We start from the raw sequence: 16,160 nt of genomic DNA, 5'->3' as shown, positions 1-16,160 counted from the left end.
CCGACCCGGCCCGCCGGGCGGTCTTTTTACAGATTACCCGCCGGCTGTTGGCCGGCACATAAAGGAATACACACCATGTTGTCTTGGGATGATGAAGTTTCGTCGGCGCCAGCGCCACGCCAGCCGCAACCGGCCCCGTTGGCCGATACCGGCCTGAACCTGGGCGCCGCCGCGGCCGAGCCGGAAGCGGCGCCGGAGGCAGTCGCCAAGCGCGTCAATGCCGACGACAAACGCATCATCAACGGCAAAACCGACGTCAACCAGCTGGTGCCGTTCAAATACAAGTGGGCCTGGGACAAATACCTGGCCGGCTGCGCCAACCACTGGATGCCGCAGGAAGTGAATATGCAGCGCGACATCGAGCTGTGGAAAAACCCGAACGGCCTGACCGACGACGAGCGTCGCCTGGTCAAGCGCAACCTGGGCTTCTTCGTCACCGCCGACTCGCTGGCCGCCAACAACATCGTGCTCGGCACCTACCGCCACATCACGGCGCCGGAATGCCGCCAGTACCTGCTGCGCCAGGCCTTTGAAGAGGCGATCCACACCCACGCCTACCAGTACATCGTCGAGTCGCTAGGCCTGGACGAGGCGGAGATCTTCAACGCCTACAACGAAGTGAAGTCGATCCGCGACAAGGACGAGTTCCTGATCCCGTTCATCAACACGCTGACCGACCCGGCCTTCACCACCGGCACCGTGGAAAACGACCAGAAGCTGCTGCGCTCGCTGATCGTCTTCGCCTGCCTGATGGAAGGCCTGTTCTTCTACGTCGGCTTCACCCAGATCCTGGCGCTGGGCCGCCAGAACAAGATGATGGGCGCGGCCGAACAGTACCAGTACATTCTGCGCGACGAATCGATGCATTGCAATTTCGGTATCGACTTGATCAACACGATCAAGATGGAAAACCCGCTGTTGTGGACTGCCGAATTCCGCGAAGAGATCAAGGGCCTGTTCCTCAAGGCCGTCGACCTGGAATACGCCTACGCCGAAGACACCATGCCGCGCGGCGTGCTGGGTCTGAACGCGCCGATGTTCAAGGGTTACCTGCGCTTCATCGCCAACCGCCGCGCGCAGCAAATCGGCCTGGAGCAAATGTTCGCCCAGGAAGAAAATCCCTTCCCGTGGATGAGCGAAATGATCGACTTGAAGAAAGAGCGTAACTTCTTCGAAACCCGCGTCATCGAATACCAGACCGGTGGCGCCCTGAACTGGGAATAAGAGCCTCTGCCGATGTGGAAAAAACCCGCCTTGGCGGGTTTTTTTATGCGCGTTCCAAGCGCGCCAAGCTTACTCTGGCGCGCCATCCACGGCCCGAACCGCCGGTATCAATTGCGCCGAAATGATGGCCTCGGCGAAGACCCGCGCGCGCGTCTTCGCGTACCAACCGGCAGGCGCGCGCGAGGGGTGGCAAGCCGATTTGGCGCGCTACCGCGAAATAGCGCACGTATCCTGCAAAAAAGCCCACGAAAACGTGTTGTGCTGGTTGCGCATTGACAAGGTTTTCGTGTACTTTATGAGATTGAAAATGCGAGCATTAGAATGCGCGGTTTTTTCAGCCGCGTGGCATCGCAAAAAATCGCAAATCGGGATACAAATTCATACGGATATGCACAAGCCCACACCGTTTTTTTCTGCCGCCATGCTTGAATTTTTTCAGGCATGGCGGTTTTTGTTTTGAAGAATGGGGTGTGGCTGCGGGCGCGTTGAAGACGACCGAAAATCGTCCCGGCGGGCACGCAACACACCAGACTTTGCCACCAGCTGCGAGATTGGGCAGGGTGGCACCGACGATGGCTGAAGTGCTGCAAACGTGAGGAGTTGCAGCAGTTCAGCTGGTGCCGAATTCATTAGCGCAAACCTGTTGTTTGTGCCGATGAATAATTCGCCTGGCCCAATATGATGGGTTGGACGGGTTTTAATCTTGTAGCGTAAATTTCTCATCTCAGATGAAGGAGAGACAAATGGCAACAGCCGCTAAGAAACCAGCAACAAAGAAACCAGCCGCCAAGGCAGCTCCCGTCGTTAAAAAGCCGGTAGCAGCAGTTAAGGCAGTGGCCGCAAAACCAGTCGCGAAAGCAGTAGCGAAGCCAGTAGCCAAGGCCGCCGCTAAGCCAGCCGCGAAAGCAGTAGTCAAAGCAGTCGCCAAACCAGTGGCAAAAGCTGCAGCCAAGCCGGCGGCCAAAGCGGCAGCCAAACCAGCGGCCAAAGCGGCAGCCAAACCAGCGGCCAAAGCGGTAGCCAAGCCAGCGGCCAAAGCAGTAGCCAAGCCAGCGGCCAAAGCAGCAGCCAAGCCAGCGGCCAAACCAGCGGCCAAAGCAGCAGCAAAGCCAGCGGCCAAAGCAGCAGCAAAGCCAGCGGCCAAAGCAGCAGCCAAGCCAGCGGCCAAAGCGGTAGCCAAGCCAGCGGCCAAAGCGGCAGCCAAGCCAGCGGCCAAAGCGGTAGCCAAGCCAGCGGCCAAAGCGGTAGCCAAGCCAGCGGCCAAAGCGGCAGCCAAGCCAGCGGCCAAAGCGGTAGCCAAGCCAGCGGCCAAAGCGACAGCCAAGCCAGCGGCCAAAGCGGCAGCCAAGCCAGCGGCCAAAGCGGCAGCCAAGCCAGCGCCTAAAGCGGCAGCCAAGCCAGCGGCCAAAGTAGCAGCCAAACCAGCGCCTAAAGCGGCAGCCAAGCCAGCGGCCAAAGTAGCAGCGAAGCCAGCGCCTAAAGCCGCAGCGAAGCCAGCGGCCAAAGCAGCGGCTAAGCCAGCGGCAAAAGCGGTAGCGAAGCCAGCGGCCAAAGCGGCCGCGAAGCCAGCGGCCAAACCGGTAGCGAAGCCAGCGCCTAAAGCAGCAGCGAAACCAGCGGCTACTGTCGCTGCCAAGCCAGCGCCGAAAGCGACAGCGAAGCCAGCGGCCAAAGCAGAAGCCAAGCCAGCGGCCAAAGCGGCAGCTAAACCTGCGGCCAAAGCAGCAGCCAAGCCAGCGGCTCCAGCGCCAGCGCCACTTGCAGCGGCGCCGGTAGCGGCCGTAGCGCCAGTCGAAGCGAAGCCAGCCGCGAAAAAAGCGGCAGCCAAGCCGAAGAAGGCCGCAGCGCCGAAGAAGGCCGCCGTCGCCAAACCGGCAGCGGTGGTAGCGCCAGCAGCAAAAACAGTGTTGGCACCGGCAGCAGCCTGGCCGTTTCCTACCAGCACTCGCCCGTCGTAACCCAGTTCGCTTGGGTGCCTTGATGAGGCAATACGCCGCTGTGTGAATCAATCACACAGCGGTTTTTTTTGGAGAATCGTCGTGCTTAGTATTCTTACGTTGATCGTTGATACGGTTGCCAGCGTGTTGGGTGGCGTTTTGTTGTTGCGGTTTTGGATGCAGGCGGTCCGGGTACGACCGCCATCGACGGTCGCGCAATTCACCTTTCAACTGTCCGATTGGCTGGTGCGCCCGTTGCGCCGGATTGTGCCCGGCGTCGGTGGTTACGATTGGGCTAGCCTGATCGGCGCCTTCCTGGTCGTGCTGTTGGCCACGTCGCTGTGGCTGATCGCCGGCATGCCGTTCCAAACCATCCTCTTGATGGCTTTGCAGCGTTTCCTGCAATGGATTCTGTACGGCTTCATGGCCCTGCTAATAATCGAGGCAGTGTTTAGCTGGATTAATCCGCATGCGCCGCTGGCGCCGTTTGTGCGGGCCTTGAACGAGCCGCTGCTGCGTCCCGTGCGCCGGGTGGTGCCCTTGTTTGGCAGTTTGGACTTGTCGTTGCTGGTCGCGCTGATCCTGCTGCAGGTCGCGCAACTGCTGGTCGGCATGTTATTTGGTAGTCGATGAGTAAAGCTTGGTGTTCGGCGCTGCCGGGCGGCGTCCGTCTGGCCGTGCAGATCACGGCGAACGCCAAGAAAACCGAGGTCATCGGCGTGCTCGATGACGCTCTCAAGCTGAAGCTGCACGCGCAGCCGATTGAAGGCAAGGCCAACGAGGCCTTGATCCGCTACCTGGCCGCTACGCTGGCCGTGCCCGGGAGCGCCATCACACTGACCCACGGGCAGACCAATAAACGCAAATTGCTGGAGATTGTATCGGCCAAGCTGACGCCGGAGGTGGTGGCGCGCTTGATGGGTGTTGCCGCTACTTGAAGGCGCGCGGCAAGTCTCTTTAAACCAATGGCGTAACCCCGGGGTCAGACCTTAAGGGCTGACCCCGGCGCTTCGCCGGTGGTGTACATGGCGCAAGCGGCGCGCCTTGGTTCATTAATAGCGGTAGCCGAACGCCGCTTCGAAGCGGTCGCCGATTTCGCTCGCCGTCAGCTTGTGGTTTTGCGCGCCCTGGTGGGCGATTTTGATCGAGCCCATCAGACTGGCCAGGCGGCCGCTGGTTTCCCAGTTCAGGTCGTTGGTGATGCCGAACAGCAGGCCGGCGCGGTAGGCGTCGCCGCAGCCGGTCGGGTCCAGCACCGCGTCGGCCGCCACCGCCGGGATGTCGATGCGCTTGCCGTCGGTGTAAATTTCGGAACCTTGTTCGCCACGCGTGACGATCAGCGCTTCCAGGCGGCTGGCCATGTCTTGGATGGTCAGGCCGGTGCGCTCCATCAACATTTCGATTTCGTAGTCGTTGGCGGTGACGTAGGTGGCTTTGTCGATGAAGTCGATCAATTGCTCGGTGTTGAACATCGGCAGTTGCTGGCCCGGATCGAACATGATCGGGATGCCGATGTCGGCCAAGTCTTGCGCGTGCTTGAGCATGCCTTCGTGGCCGTCCGGCGAAATGATCGCGACCCGCGCCGGGCCGGCTTTGGCGACATTGTTTTCATGCGCGAACGACATCGCGCCCGGGTGGAAGGCGTTGATCTGGTTGTTGTCGGCGTCGGCCGTGACGAAGCACTGGGCGTTGTAGCTGTCGGCCTTGATCATGATGTTTTCGGTGGAGATGCCGAGTTTTTGCAGGCGTTCCAGGTAGGGCCCGCAATCCTGGCCCATCACGCCGATGATGCGCGGCTCGCCGCCCAGCATTTTCAGGTTGTAGGCGATGTTGCCGGAGCAGCCGCCGAACTCGGTGCGCAGGGTCGGCACGAGGAAGGATACATTGACCTTGTGCAGTTGGTCCGCCAGCAGGGATTCGCCGAAACGGCCGCTAAATTGCATGATGGTGTCGATGGCGAGTGATCCGCAGATCAGGGAGGTCTTGGTCATGATAGTGTCTATGGATAGAAAATTGCGATGTGATAGCCAGATGCCTTCAACTGGGCCAATTCAACGTAGAGTTTAACGGCTTGTTCCGAGCGCGGGGGAAATCCCTTGCTGAGATTGATAGACTGCGGCAGGTAGTCGCGCGGCGCAATCACGCGGCGCAGCACCGCCTTGTCGCTGGCGTCGTCCAGCGTCAACTCCAGATAGGGCCAAGCTTGCGCGCCGCCGCTGGTATTGCGTAGCACGGTTGCGTAGGAGAAGGTCCGCTCGGCCAGGCTTTGCAGTTCGCCAGGTTCGATCGACAACAGGTCGATCTGCGCCGGCAGCTCGACGCGGCATCCCACCGCGGCGCACAGCGACACCAGCGCCGGTTTTAGCTGCGGCACCTGGGCCGCCAATTGATTGCGGAAGGTGGTCGCGCCTTGCGCCAGCAGCGTGAGCAGCAGCACCAGCGAACCGGCCGCCATCAGCGTGCGCAGCATCTTGCCGGCGCGCTGGCGCCGGCGGCCTTGCTTGACGAAGCCCGGCTCGTCTTCGCCGGTATCCTCGTCTTCGTCTTCGTGCTCGGGCAACTGTTCGAGGTCGGCTTTGTCGTCGCTTGCCATGGCGTCTTCGGCGGGCGTTATGGGCGCGTCCTGGTCCGCCGCAATGCTGGCTGGTGGCGGCTCGGCGTCGTCGCCCGGCGCCTCGAACGAGGGTTCGCGCCGGCCGTCGTTGGAACGGCGTAGCAGCAAAGACGGGGGCGCGTCCTGGCCGCGCCGGCGTTCCGCGTCGGCCGCGGACTCCGCTGGCAACGCGGCCGTTGATTCGTCGTCAAGGGAAGGCTCGATGTCGGACTCTGGCTCAGGCGCGGTTTCGAATGCGGGCTCTGGCTCAGGTTCAAGTTCGGACTCGACCAATTGCTGGCGTGCCGGCTCGTCGGCTGCATGCAGATCCGACGCCAATGCGTCGTCGGGCGCGGGCTGCAACTCGGACTCCAGCTCCGCCTCCCACTGCGGCCCCAACGTCAACTCCTCCGGCTGCAGCGGTTTCAGCTGGGCGTATTCGGGCAACAGGCCATACGGGTCGAAGGAGGTATCGAAGTCGAGCGCGTAGGGCTGCTCCTCGGCCGCGGACGCGGCTTGGCCGGCGGAACGCTCGGCAACAGCATGGGCAGGGGGCGGGGCGGCGTGTGCCGCCAGCGGCGGCAGCGCAGCCGGGTCGTGCAGGGCGGCGTTGCCGTCGAATACTTCATTGCAGGAGCCGCAGCGCACAATGCCCCCACGCAACTTCAACTGGTCGGCAGCGACCCGAAACAGTGTGTTGCAATGGGGGCATTTGGTGGCGAGCGCCATTGCGGTGGTTACGCGCCTTCTTTGACGCGCGCCAGCGGCGCCGCATCGCTGCCGAGGCGGCCATGCAGGGCAACCCAGCCGTCTTGCTCGGCCCACACGCCCAACTTGATAAACGGCGCGTAGGCGTCGATCACTTCGTTGGCCTGGCGCGCCAGCACGCCCGACAGGATCAGGGCGCCGCCGTCGGCGACGCGGCCGGACAGCATCGGCGCCATCACCTTCAACGGGCTCGACAAGATATTCGCCACGACGGTGTCAAAACGCTGCCCGGCGTGCGCCGACTTGGCGAACGTGTCCGGCAGGAAGTATTCGATGTCGCACTTGTTGCGCAAGGCGTTGTCGCGCGCCGATTCGATCGCTTGCGGGTCGATGTCGACGCCGGTGACGACGCCCGAATCGAGCTTCTTGGCCACCATCGCCAGAATCCCCGAGCCGCAACCGTAGTCGAGCACGGTCTTGCCGGGCGCCGGATTGGCTTCCAGCCATTCCATGCACAGGCGGGTGGTCGGATGGCTGCCGGTGCCGAAGGCCAGGCCCGGGTCCAGCTCCAGGATCAGGCCTTCCGGGTCCGGCGCCTCGTGCCAGCTCGGCACGACCCAGATGTTCTTGCCGATGTGGATGGGCGCGAACTGCGACTGCGTCAGCCGCACCCAGTCCTGCTCGGCCACCGCGCGCAGCGTGAACGCCGGCGCGGTTTTCAGGCGGATCGCCTTGGCCGCGGCCGCCACGATGGCGCTCTGGTCGGCGTCGACGTCGGTCAGGGCCACCACGCGGCTGTGTTCCCATGCCGCCTCTTCCGGCTCCATGCCCGGTTCGCCGAACAGCGGCTGCTCGGCGTCGGTGCCCTCGTCGGCGTCTTCCACCGACACCGACAGGGCGCCCGCTTCCATCAAGGCGTCCGACAGGGCCTCGGCGTTGTCGCGCGCTATTTCGATGACGATTTCTGTCCAGCTCATGCTTGTACCTTGACGTCCAACTTGTTGGCGATGCCAGGGCCGACCTTGGCGGCGCCCTTGGACAAGTCCGGCATGTCCGCCAGTTTCTGTTCCAGATAATGGATGTTGGTGCCGCCTTCCATGAAGCGCGCGTCGATCATCAGTTCGCGGTGCAGCGCGATGTTGGTCGAAATACCCTCGACGACCATTTCCGACAGCGCGATCTGCATGCGGCGGATGGCTTGCTCGCGCGTGGCACCGTAGGCGATGACCTTGCCGATCATCGAATCGTAGTGCGGCGGCACGTAGTAGCCGGCGTAGGCGTGCGAGTCGACACGGATGCCGGGACCGCCCGGCGTATGCCAGGAAATGATCTTGCCCGGCGACGGCGTGAACTTGAACGGGTCTTCGGCGTTGATGCGGCATTCGATGGCGTGGCCGGACAGCATCACGTCGCGCTGGCGGAAGCGCAGCTTCTCGCCGGCGGCGATGCGGATCTGTTCCTGCACGATGTCGATGCCGGTGATCATCTCGGTGACCGGATGCTCGACCTGCACGCGCGTGTTCATCTCGATGAAATAGAACTCGCCGTTTTCGTACAGGAACTCGAAGGTGCCGGCGCCGCGGTAGCCGATCTTGCGGCAAGCCTCGGCGCAGCGGTCGCCGATTTTTTCGATCAGCTTGCGCGGGATGCCCGGCGCTGGCGCCTCCTCGATGACCTTCTGGTGGCGGCGCTGCATCGAGCAGTCGCGTTCGCCCAGCCAGACGGCGTTCTTGAATTCATCGGCGAGGATCTGGATTTCCACGTGGCGCGGATTTTCCAGGTACTTCTCCATATACACTTCGGGGTTGCCGAAAGCCGTGGCGGCCTCGGCCTTGGTCATTGCCACCGCGTTCAGCAGGGCCGCCTCGGTGTGGACGACGCGCATGCCGCGCCCGCCGCCGCCGCCGGCCGCCTTGATGATGACCGGATAGCCGACCTTGCGCGCGGTTTGGATGATGATTTTCGGATCGTCCGGCAGCGCGCCTTCGGAGCCGGGCACGCAGGGCACGCCCGCCTTGATCATGGTTTGCTTGGCCGAGACCTTGTCGCCCATCAGACGGATCGATTCCGAGCGCGGTCCGATGAAGACGAAACCGGATTTTTCGACGCGTTCGGCGAAGTCGGCGTTTTCCGACAGGAAGCCGTAACCCGGATGGATCGCCTCGGCGTCCGTCACTTCCGCCGCGCTGATAATGGCTGGCATGTTCAGGTAGCTCAGGCTGGAGGGTGCCGGTCCGATGCAAACGGATTCGTCGGCCAACTTGACGTATTTCGCGTCCTTGTCGGCTTCGGAATGGACCACAACCGTCTTGATGCCCATTTCGCGGCAAGCGCGCTGAATACGGAGGGCAATTTCACCCCGGTTGGCAATAAGGATTTTTTCAAACATGGGTAGGTTTCGCGTATGTCTGTGAGAGCCGGGCAGGCCGGCGGCAAGTGAAGGGCGCTGCGGGCGGCCGGAGCGGCCGCCTAGCTGGCTGTTAGCCGATCACAAACAGGGGTTGGCCGAATTCGACCGGCTGGCCGTTCTCGACCAGAATCTGGGTCACGACACCGGCTGCGTCCGAGTCGATTTCATTCAACAGCTTCATCGCCTCGATGATGCACAGGGTGTCGCCTTCCTTGACGGTGCTGCCGATTTCGACGAAGGCCGGGGTGCCCGGGGCCGACGAGCGGTAGAAGGTGCCGACCATAGGCGACTTGACCACGTAACCGGTCGGCTCGACGGCGGCGATAGGCGCCGCAGCGGTCGGCGCCGCGCCCATCGGCGCGCCGGCTTGCTGGTACTGCTGCTGCATGCCTTGCGGCTGCATCATGACAACTTGGTTTTGCGGCATGGCGGACGACTTGACGATGCGGACCTTGCTCTCGCCTTCGGTCACTTCCAGCTCGGCGATATCCGACTCGGCGACCAGGTCGATCAAGGTCTTCAGTTTTCGTAAATCCATGTAAAACCCCTTGGAATTATATTGTTATAAGAGTAATGCGGTGCTATTGCTCAGAAGCATCCCGCGATAATTGCGTGCAGATCGCGTAGATTAACGTGTTTTAAGCGCAAAGTCGATGGCAAAGCGATATCCATCGATACCGAGGCCGCAGATCACGCCCTGCGCGATCGCGCTGAGAAAAGAGTGGTGGCGAAATGCTTCGCGCTGATGAACATTCGAAATATGCACTTCCACGAACGGAATGGCCACCCCCGCCAAGGCGTCGCGCAAGGCCACGCTGGTGTGCGTGAGCCCGCCCGGATTGATGACGATGGCGTCCACGCCCTCGGTCTTGGCGGCGTGGATGCGGTCGATCAAGGCACCCTCGTGGTTGCTTTGAAAGCAAGAAAGCTGCGCGCCGGCCGCCCTGGCCTGGGCCTGCGCGGCTTGCTCGACGTCGGCCAAAGTGCTCGCGCCGTAGACCTCTGGCTCGCGCGTCCCCAATAAATTCAAGTTGGGACCGTTCAGCAGAAGGAGGTTTTTTGCCATGTATTAGAGACCATTTTTCGCGAAAGTTCCGCATTTTGCCGCCAAAGGGGTGCCTTGGCAAGAGAAAATATATTGTCGAAATAATTAGAGTGTAGCCAGGTCGGCACGCAATTGTTCAAACTTCAAGCGGCCCAGATAGGTCTTCTTGACCTGTCCGTCGGCGCCGATCAGGACCGTGTAGGGCAAGCCGCCGGCAGTATTGCCAAACTGGCGCGACAAGTCGGTGCCGCCCATGCCGGCCACGTACACCGGATAGGAAATCTTCACTTTTTCGGCAAATTGCGCGATGTTGCCGGGCGAATCAATGCCAATGCCGATGACTTGTACGTTTTTGCCGGACATCTCCTGCTGCAGCGCCGACAGTTCCGGCATTTCCTCAACACAAGGGGCGCACCACGGCGCCCAGAAATTCACCACCATCGCCTTGCCCTTCCACTGCGACAGGGCTTGCCCCTTGCCCGCGGCGTCGGGCAGCGACTGCGCGAACAAAGCCTGCACCGGACCGTTGACGCTTGGCGCGGCGGCGGCCGGCAGCGGCTCGGCTTTATTGCTGGTAACGGCGACGTAGGCGCCCATGCCGCCAAACAGCAGGGCGACGAGGGCGTAGGTAGCGAAGTTCTTCTTTGCCATGGCAATTCACTGGAAAAAGGTATTAAACAACCGACACTGTACAGGAAATGCGCGCGGGTGCTGCTCGGGCCGACGAATACCCGGGATCACTCCATACCGGTTTCAGCCGATGGATGGGGGGTTTTGACTATTTCAACGCGCCGCATATAGATATACATATATATATAGCGGCGCAAGACGAAGCGCGCGGCCAAGCCGGCTACCCGGCGGCGGGGTTTTGCGTGCTTGCCAACAGCAGCGCCCGCAAGCCGGCCGCGTCGGTGCGCACGGCCTTGGCTTTCAGGGCGCCGCGCAGGTCGTCGAGTTCGTACAAGGCCGCGTGCACGCCCTCCTTGTTCCACAGGAAACTGACGGTTTCAACCGGGTCAAAGCGCGGCCCCTTGAAGTGCGGGGTTTCGGAAATGTCGATATTCACGTTCTTACCCAGCAGAAAAATCTGCACGTCCTTGGCGCTGTCGGCGAACAACTGCAAGTAAATTTCCGCGTGCGGCCCGGCGGTGCCGTTGAACACCGCGCCGGTCAGATAGGGGTGGAAGCGCTCCAGCGCCTCCATCACCTGCAAGGCAATGGTGCGTAGCTGGAACAGCCGCGCCGGTTGCGTATCGGCGAGAAACAGCGCGTTATACAGCCGTACCTCGTTTTCAATCTGCGCGTTGTCGGGCAGGAAATTGGCGACGGACGGGGTATCGCCGAGCAGTTGCCGCGCCGCCTTGCGTTTCGCGGTGCTGTAGTCGGCGCCGTCCTGGGCGACCAGGCGCGCGGCGGCGGCGGCAATTTCGTTGCGCAGCCCTTGGGCGTCGTCGTAAGCGTTTGTCATGCAGACGATGATACCCCGAACCGCGAAACGGTAGCGGCGGGGTGGCGTGGCGCAGTTGGCAAGTTGTACTTTGACGCGGGGGCGGCCGCCTTCTCAGGTAAAATCTCACACTTACACATTCGCCAGCGCAAGCCTCTCAACATGCATATTCATATTCTCGGCATCTGCGGCACCTTTATGGGCGGCCTCGCAGTGCTGGCCAAGGAAGCCGGCCACCGCGTCACCGGCTGCGACGCCAACGTTTACCCGCCGATGAGCACCCAGCTGGAAGCCCAGGGCATCGAGTTGATCCAGGGTTTCAGCCCGGAACAGACCAAGCTTGCGCCCGATCTGTACGTGATCGGTAACGTGGTGTCGCGCGGCAATGCGCTGGTCGAGGAGATTCTGAACCGCAGCCTGCCCTATGTGTCCGGGCCGCAGTGGATCGGCGAACATATCTTACGCAACAAGTGGGTGCTGGCCGTGGCCGGCACGCACGGCAAGACGACGACGTCGGCCATGCTGACCTGGATTCTCGAGGACGCCGGTTACGCGCCCGGTTTCCTGATCGGCGGCGTGCCGATGAACTTCGGCATTTCGGCGCGTTTGTCGGGCAAGGGCGTCGATTCGGACTTCTTCGTTATCGAAGCGGACGAGTACGACACGGCCTTCTTCGACAAGCGCAGCAAGTTCGTCCACTACCACGCGAAAACCGCGGTCATGAACAACCTCGAATACGATCACGCCGATATCTTCCCCGACCTGCACGCGATCGAGACGCAATTCCACCACTTGGCGCGCACCGTGCCGGGCATCGGCCGGATCGTCTTCAACGGCGACGAGGCGGCGCTGGGCCGGGTGTTGCAGCGCGGTTGCTGGAGCGAAAAGGAAAGCTTCGGCCACGGCGACGACAAGGACTGGGCCATGAACGAGCACGACGACGGCAGTTTCGACGTGCTGTTCCAGGGCAAGGTCGCCGGCAGGGTCGAGTGGCAACTGACGGGCAGGCACAACCGTTGCAACGCGCTGGCAGCCATCGCCGCCGCGCGCCACGTCGGCGTGCCGACCGCCCAGGCGGCGCAGTCGCTGGCCAGGTTTGAAAACGTCAAGCGGCGCATGGAAGTGCGCGGCGTGGTCAACGACATTACCGTGTTCGACGATTTCGCCCACCATCCGACGGCCATCGCCACCACCGTGGGCGGATTGCGCCAGAAGATCGGCGCCAAGGGCCGCATTTTGGCGGTGCTGGAACCACGCTCGAACACCATGAAGCTGGGGGCGATGAAGGACGCCTTGCCGGGCAGCCTGGTCGACGCCGACCTGGTATTCGGTTTCGGCAGCCCCGAGGCGCTGGGCTGGAGCCTGGGCGACGCGTTGGCGCCGCTGGGCGCGCGCGCCAGCAGTTTCGAGCAGATCGACGCGCTGGTGGCGGCCGTGGCCGGCGCCGCGCGTCCCGGCGACCAGATCATTGTGATGAGCAACGGCGGCTTCGGCGGCGTGCACCAGAAGTTGCTGGAGGCGCTGGCGCAATGATTTTGTACCTGCACGGATTCCGTTCCTCGCCGCTGTCGATGAAGGCGCGCCTAATGGCCGGGCGCATGGACGCGCTGGGGCTGTCCGCGCAGTGGCGCTGCCCGCAGTTGCCGGCCTCGCCGAAGCTGGCCATCGAGCTGGCGCTGGCGCTGGCCGCGGCGGTGCCGGCTGACGAGTTATGCATCGTCGGTTCGTCGCTGGGCGGCTATTACGCGACCTGGCTGGCGGAGCGCCTGGCTTGCCGCGCGGTGTTGCTGAACCCCGCCATCAAGCCGCTGCAAGACCTCGACAAACACGTCGGCGTCACCACCCAATTCCATTCCGACGCGCCGTTCGAGTTCAAACGCGAGTATATCGACGAGCTGCGCGCGCTGGCGGTGCCGCGCATTACCGAGCCGCAACGGTATTTCCTGATCGCCGCCACCGGCGACGCGGTGCTGGACTACCGCGACATGGTGGCGCACTACGCCGGCGCGCGCCAGCAGGTGATCCAGGGCAGCGACCACGGCATCGCCGAGTTCGCCGATTACCTGGCGCCGGTGCTGGCGTTTTGCGGCGTCGCGGACGGCGCGCGGTGAGCGGCGGTTCGCTCCGGCAGACCGAATGGCAGCGCCACATCAACGCCGTCAACGCGCCGCCGGCGCTGCGCCACTGGCTTGTCGGCGGCGGCTCGCTGACGGCCAAGTTGCGCGCGCACAGCGGCAGCTTCCGCGTCCAGTGCCTGCACCAGTTGACCGCGCGCTGCCTGTCGGACGAGGCCGCGGCGATCGGTTTGCACCGGCCCGGGCGGGTGTGGGAGCGCGAAGTGCTGCTCAGGTGTGATAATACGCCGGTGGTGTTCGGCCATACCGTGGTGCCGATGTCGGCGACGGCGTCGGACTGGCCGCTGTTCAGCGCGCTGGGCGAGCGCTCGCTGGGCACCACGCTGTTCGGCGACCGCAAGGTGCGGCGCGGGCCGTTGGAATTCGCCCGCCTGCGCGCCGGGCATCCGCTGGCGCGGCGCGCGCTGGCCGCGCTGGGGCCGGCCGGCCACGACGAGCGGATTTTGTACGCGCGGCGCTGCCTGTACCAGCGCCGCCAAGGATTGCTGCTGGTGACAGAGGTGTTTCTGCCGACGGTATTGGCGTTGGCGCACCCTGTTGCAACCGAAACATTAATAAACAGACTATAAGAACAGAGCAATGAATCTATTTTTTGAAGAATCCGGCGATTTCAAGGTGGGCACGATGATGTCGCAAGCGGGCGAGGCGTATCAGGTCGAGATGGCCAGCGGCAAGCGCACCAAGGTCAAGATCAAGGACGTGTTGTTGCAGTACGCGGCGCCGGCCCCGGTCGAATTGCTGGAGAAGGCCAAGGCGGTCGCCGCCGAGATCGACCTCGACTTCCTGTGGGAAGTGGCGGGCGAGGAGGAGTTCGGCTTCGCCGAGCTGGGCGCCGAGTATTTCGGCCACGCCCCGCTGGCGCCCGAGGCGGCCGGCCTGATCCTGGCGCTGCATTCGGCGCCGGTGTATTTCTACAAGAAGGGCCGCGGCCGCTACAAGGCCGCGCCGGAGGCGTCGCTGAAGGCCGCGCTGGCCGGCATCGAAAAGAAAAAGCTGCAAATGCTGGTGCAGGCCGGCTATGTCGAGGAGTTGAAGGCGAACACCTTGCCGGCCTCGATGCAAAACATGGTGTTGCAACTGTTGTTCAAGCCGGACAAGAACACCATCGAGTACAAGGCGTTGGAAGCGGCGTGCAACGAATTGCACACCAACCCGGCGCGGCTGATGTTGGCCACCGGCGGCGTCGCCACGCCGAAGGACTTGCATCTGTCGAAGTTCCTGTTCGAGAACTTCCCCAAGGGCGCCGGTTTCCCCGACGTGCCGGTGCCGGGCGTGACGGCGAAGTTGCCGCTGGCCGAGGTCGCCGCGTTCTCGATCGACGACGTCACCACCACTGAGATCGACGACGCCTTTTCGGTCGTCAAGCTGGACGACGGCACGCTGCGCGTCGGTATCCATATCGCCGCGCCGGCGCTGGGCATCCGCCCGGACGACGCGATCGACAAAATGGCGCGCCAGCGCATGTCGACCGTGTACATGCCCGGCGACAAGATCACCATGTTGCCCGACGAGATAGTCGCCGCCTTCACGCTGGCCGAGGGCAAGACCTGCCCGGCGCTGTCGCTGTACGCGACGCTGGACCCGACGGACTGGAGCGTGCTGAAGACGGAAACCCGGGCCGAGCTGGTGCCGATCGCCAGCAATTTGCGCCACAACGACCTCGACGACCTGGTCAACGAGGAAACCCTGGCCAGCGGCGAGGGCGACTACCCGCACAAGGCCGAGCTGGGCGTGCTGTGGCAGTGGGCCCAGCAGCTGGAGCAGGGGCGCATGAAAAAGCGCGAGGGTTTCGGCCTGAAGCCGGAGCAGAACAACCGCGTCGACTTCAACTTCTACGTCGAGAACGACGTCGTCACGGTGGCGCGCCGCAAGCGCGGCGCGCCGCTCGACAAGATCGTCGCCGAGCTGATGATTTTCGCCAACAGCAGCTGGGGCAAGCTGATGCACGAGCACGGCGTGCCCGGCATCTACCGCGCCCAGGGCGGCGGCAGCGGCAACGGCTGGGCCGCCAAGATGCAGGTGCGCATGGTTACGCACGCGGCGCCGCACCAGGGCCTGGGCGTCGACCAGTACGCCTGGAGCACCTCGCCGCTGCGCCGCTACACCGACCTGGTCAACCAGTGGCAAATCATCGCCTGCGCCGAGCACGGCGTGACGGCGCCGCTGGTGGCGCCGTTCAAGCCGCGCGACGCCAATTTGTTCGCCATCGTGTCGGCCTTCGACGCCGCCTACGCGGCCTACGGCGAGTTCCAGTCGAACATGGAACGCTACTGGTGCCTGCGCTGGCTGGGCCAGGAAACCGCCCGCCAGGTCGAGGCCGTGGTGTTGAAGGACGAGCTGCTGCGCCTGGTCGACATTCCGCTGGTGATCAAGCTGCCGGGCATGCCGCAGGTGGCGCGCGGCGCCTCGGTCACCCTCGACATCCTGCGCTGGGACGAGGTCGACCTGTCGATCGAGGTGCGGCTGCTGGACATCGCGGCGGCGCCGGAGTTGGCGGCGGACGCCGAGCTGGACTATGAGGACGAGGCCGACCAGGACGGCGGCGCCGCCGCCGCCGAAACCTTGCAGGAGGCCGGCCAGGGCGCCGACGCCGAACTGGCCGAACTGGCCAGCGCCGCCGCCGGCACCGAGCCGGCCGTGGAGTAAAGCCGTGGGCGCCGC

17 protein-coding genes are annotated in these 16,160 nt (G+C 63.4%); 8 read left to right on the top strand and 9 right to left on the bottom strand.

Translation table 11 applies throughout. The annotated features are described in order from the left end of the window. The first annotated feature begins 75 nt into the window (after positions 1-75). Together JANGC3_RS0115170 and JANGC3_RS0115165 are read left to right on the top strand one after the other, a co-directional pair. Positions 76-1,224, top strand: coding sequence for a ribonucleotide-diphosphate reductase subunit beta (locus tag JANGC3_RS0115170; protein WP_026133015.1), 1,149 nt, complete (start codon positions 76-78; stop codon positions 1,222-1,224). A gap of 121 nt (positions 1,225-1,345) precedes the next feature. Then, entirely contained in the window at positions 1,346-1,684 is a 339-nt protein-coding gene (locus JANGC3_RS0115165) for a hypothetical protein (protein WP_017877339.1), read from the top strand. 264 nt (positions 1,685-1,948) lie between these two features. On the opposite strand, the gene JANGC3_RS33290 is transcribed toward JANGC3_RS0115165, so the two are convergent. Then, positions 1,949-2,452 (bottom strand): hypothetical protein, encoded by a 504-nt coding sequence (locus JANGC3_RS33290; RefSeq protein ID WP_198292028.1) that lies wholly within the window; start codon positions 2,450-2,452, stop codon positions 1,949-1,951. An 886-nt stretch (positions 2,453-3,338) separates the two neighbouring features. Here JANGC3_RS33290 and JANGC3_RS0115150 point away from each other — a divergent pair. Together JANGC3_RS0115150 and JANGC3_RS0115145 are read left to right on the top strand one after the other, a co-directional pair. Next, positions 3,339-3,794, top strand: coding sequence for a YggT family protein (locus JANGC3_RS0115150; RefSeq protein ID WP_017877337.1), 456 nt, complete (start codon positions 3,339-3,341; stop codon positions 3,792-3,794). Continuing rightward, entirely contained in the window at positions 3,791-4,099 is a 309-nt protein-coding gene (locus JANGC3_RS0115145) for a DUF167 domain-containing protein (protein WP_017877336.1), read from the top strand. The genes JANGC3_RS0115150 and JANGC3_RS0115145 overlap by 4 nt, the downstream gene beginning before the upstream one ends. A 114-nt stretch (positions 4,100-4,213) precedes the next feature. On the opposite strand, the gene JANGC3_RS0115140 is transcribed toward JANGC3_RS0115145, so the two are convergent. The 8 genes from JANGC3_RS0115140 to JANGC3_RS0115105 all read right to left on the bottom strand — a co-directional run bounded on the left by JANGC3_RS0115140 (position 4,214) and on the right by JANGC3_RS0115105 (position 11,385). Beyond that, a complete protein-coding gene (locus JANGC3_RS0115140) occupies positions 4,214-5,152 on the bottom strand; it encodes a carbohydrate kinase family protein (protein ID WP_017877335.1) in 939 nt (312 codons plus the stop codon). Between the two features lie 8 nt (positions 5,153-5,160). Next, positions 5,161-6,483 carry a DUF3426 domain-containing protein gene (locus JANGC3_RS0115135; protein ID WP_081611876.1) on the bottom strand — a complete coding sequence of 441 codons (1,323 nt, stop codon included), beginning with the start codon at positions 6,481-6,483 and terminating at the stop codon, positions 5,161-5,163. 8 nt (positions 6,484-6,491) lie between these two features. Beyond that, entirely contained in the window at positions 6,492-7,439 is a 948-nt protein-coding gene (prmA, locus tag JANGC3_RS0115130) for a 50S ribosomal protein L11 methyltransferase (protein WP_017877333.1), read from the bottom strand. Next, entirely contained in the window at positions 7,436-8,851 is a 1,416-nt protein-coding gene (accC, locus tag JANGC3_RS0115125; RefSeq protein ID WP_026133013.1) for an acetyl-CoA carboxylase biotin carboxylase subunit, read from the bottom strand. The genes prmA and accC overlap by 4 nt, the downstream gene beginning before the upstream one ends. 91 nt (positions 8,852-8,942) lie before the next feature. Then, the gene (accB, locus tag JANGC3_RS0115120) at positions 8,943-9,410 is read right to left on the bottom strand and encodes an acetyl-CoA carboxylase biotin carboxyl carrier protein (RefSeq protein ID WP_017877331.1); all 468 of its coding nucleotides are present in this window, start codon (positions 9,408-9,410) and stop codon (positions 8,943-8,945) included. Between the two features lie 90 nt (positions 9,411-9,500). Continuing rightward, positions 9,501-9,938, bottom strand: coding sequence for a type II 3-dehydroquinate dehydratase (gene aroQ / locus JANGC3_RS0115115; RefSeq protein ID WP_026133012.1), 438 nt, complete (start codon positions 9,936-9,938; stop codon positions 9,501-9,503). Between the two features lie 84 nt (positions 9,939-10,022). Next, the gene (locus tag JANGC3_RS0115110) at positions 10,023-10,568 is read right to left on the bottom strand and encodes a TlpA family protein disulfide reductase (protein ID WP_017877329.1); all 546 of its coding nucleotides are present in this window, start codon (positions 10,566-10,568) and stop codon (positions 10,023-10,025) included. 199 nt (positions 10,569-10,767) lie between these two features. Continuing rightward, entirely contained in the window at positions 10,768-11,385 is a 618-nt protein-coding gene (locus JANGC3_RS0115105; RefSeq protein ID WP_017877328.1) for a hypothetical protein, read from the bottom strand. 141 nt (positions 11,386-11,526) lie between these two features. Between JANGC3_RS0115105 and mpl the strand changes: the two genes are divergently transcribed. From mpl to JANGC3_RS0115085, 4 genes are read left to right on the top strand one after another with little or no spacing between them, the layout of a single operon-like run. Next, positions 11,527-12,897, top strand: coding sequence for a UDP-N-acetylmuramate:L-alanyl-gamma-D-glutamyl-meso-diaminopimelate ligase (mpl, locus tag JANGC3_RS0115100; protein ID WP_081611875.1), 1,371 nt, complete (start codon positions 11,527-11,529; stop codon positions 12,895-12,897). After that, complete coding sequence (locus JANGC3_RS0115095) at positions 12,894-13,475, top strand: YqiA/YcfP family alpha/beta fold hydrolase (protein WP_017877326.1); 582 nt, start codon at positions 12,894-12,896, stop codon at positions 13,473-13,475. The genes mpl and JANGC3_RS0115095 overlap by 4 nt, the downstream gene beginning before the upstream one ends. Further along, entirely contained in the window at positions 13,472-14,068 is a 597-nt protein-coding gene (locus JANGC3_RS0115090) for a chorismate--pyruvate lyase family protein (protein ID WP_017877325.1), read from the top strand. Before JANGC3_RS0115095 ends, JANGC3_RS0115090 begins: the two co-directional genes overlap by 4 nt. A gap of 10 nt (positions 14,069-14,078) precedes the next feature. Then, on the top strand, positions 14,079-16,145 hold the full coding sequence (locus JANGC3_RS0115085; RefSeq protein WP_017877324.1) for a ribonuclease catalytic domain-containing protein: 2,067 nt from the start codon (positions 14,079-14,081) through the stop codon (positions 16,143-16,145). Positions 16,146-16,160: the final 15 nt, after the last annotated feature.

Origin of the sequence: Janthinobacterium sp. CG3, assembly GCF_000344615.1 — a bacterium.
Taxonomy (GTDB): domain Bacteria; phylum Pseudomonadota; class Gammaproteobacteria; order Burkholderiales; family Burkholderiaceae_D; genus Janthinobacterium.
This window is presented reverse-complemented; position numbering and strand designations above follow the sequence as displayed.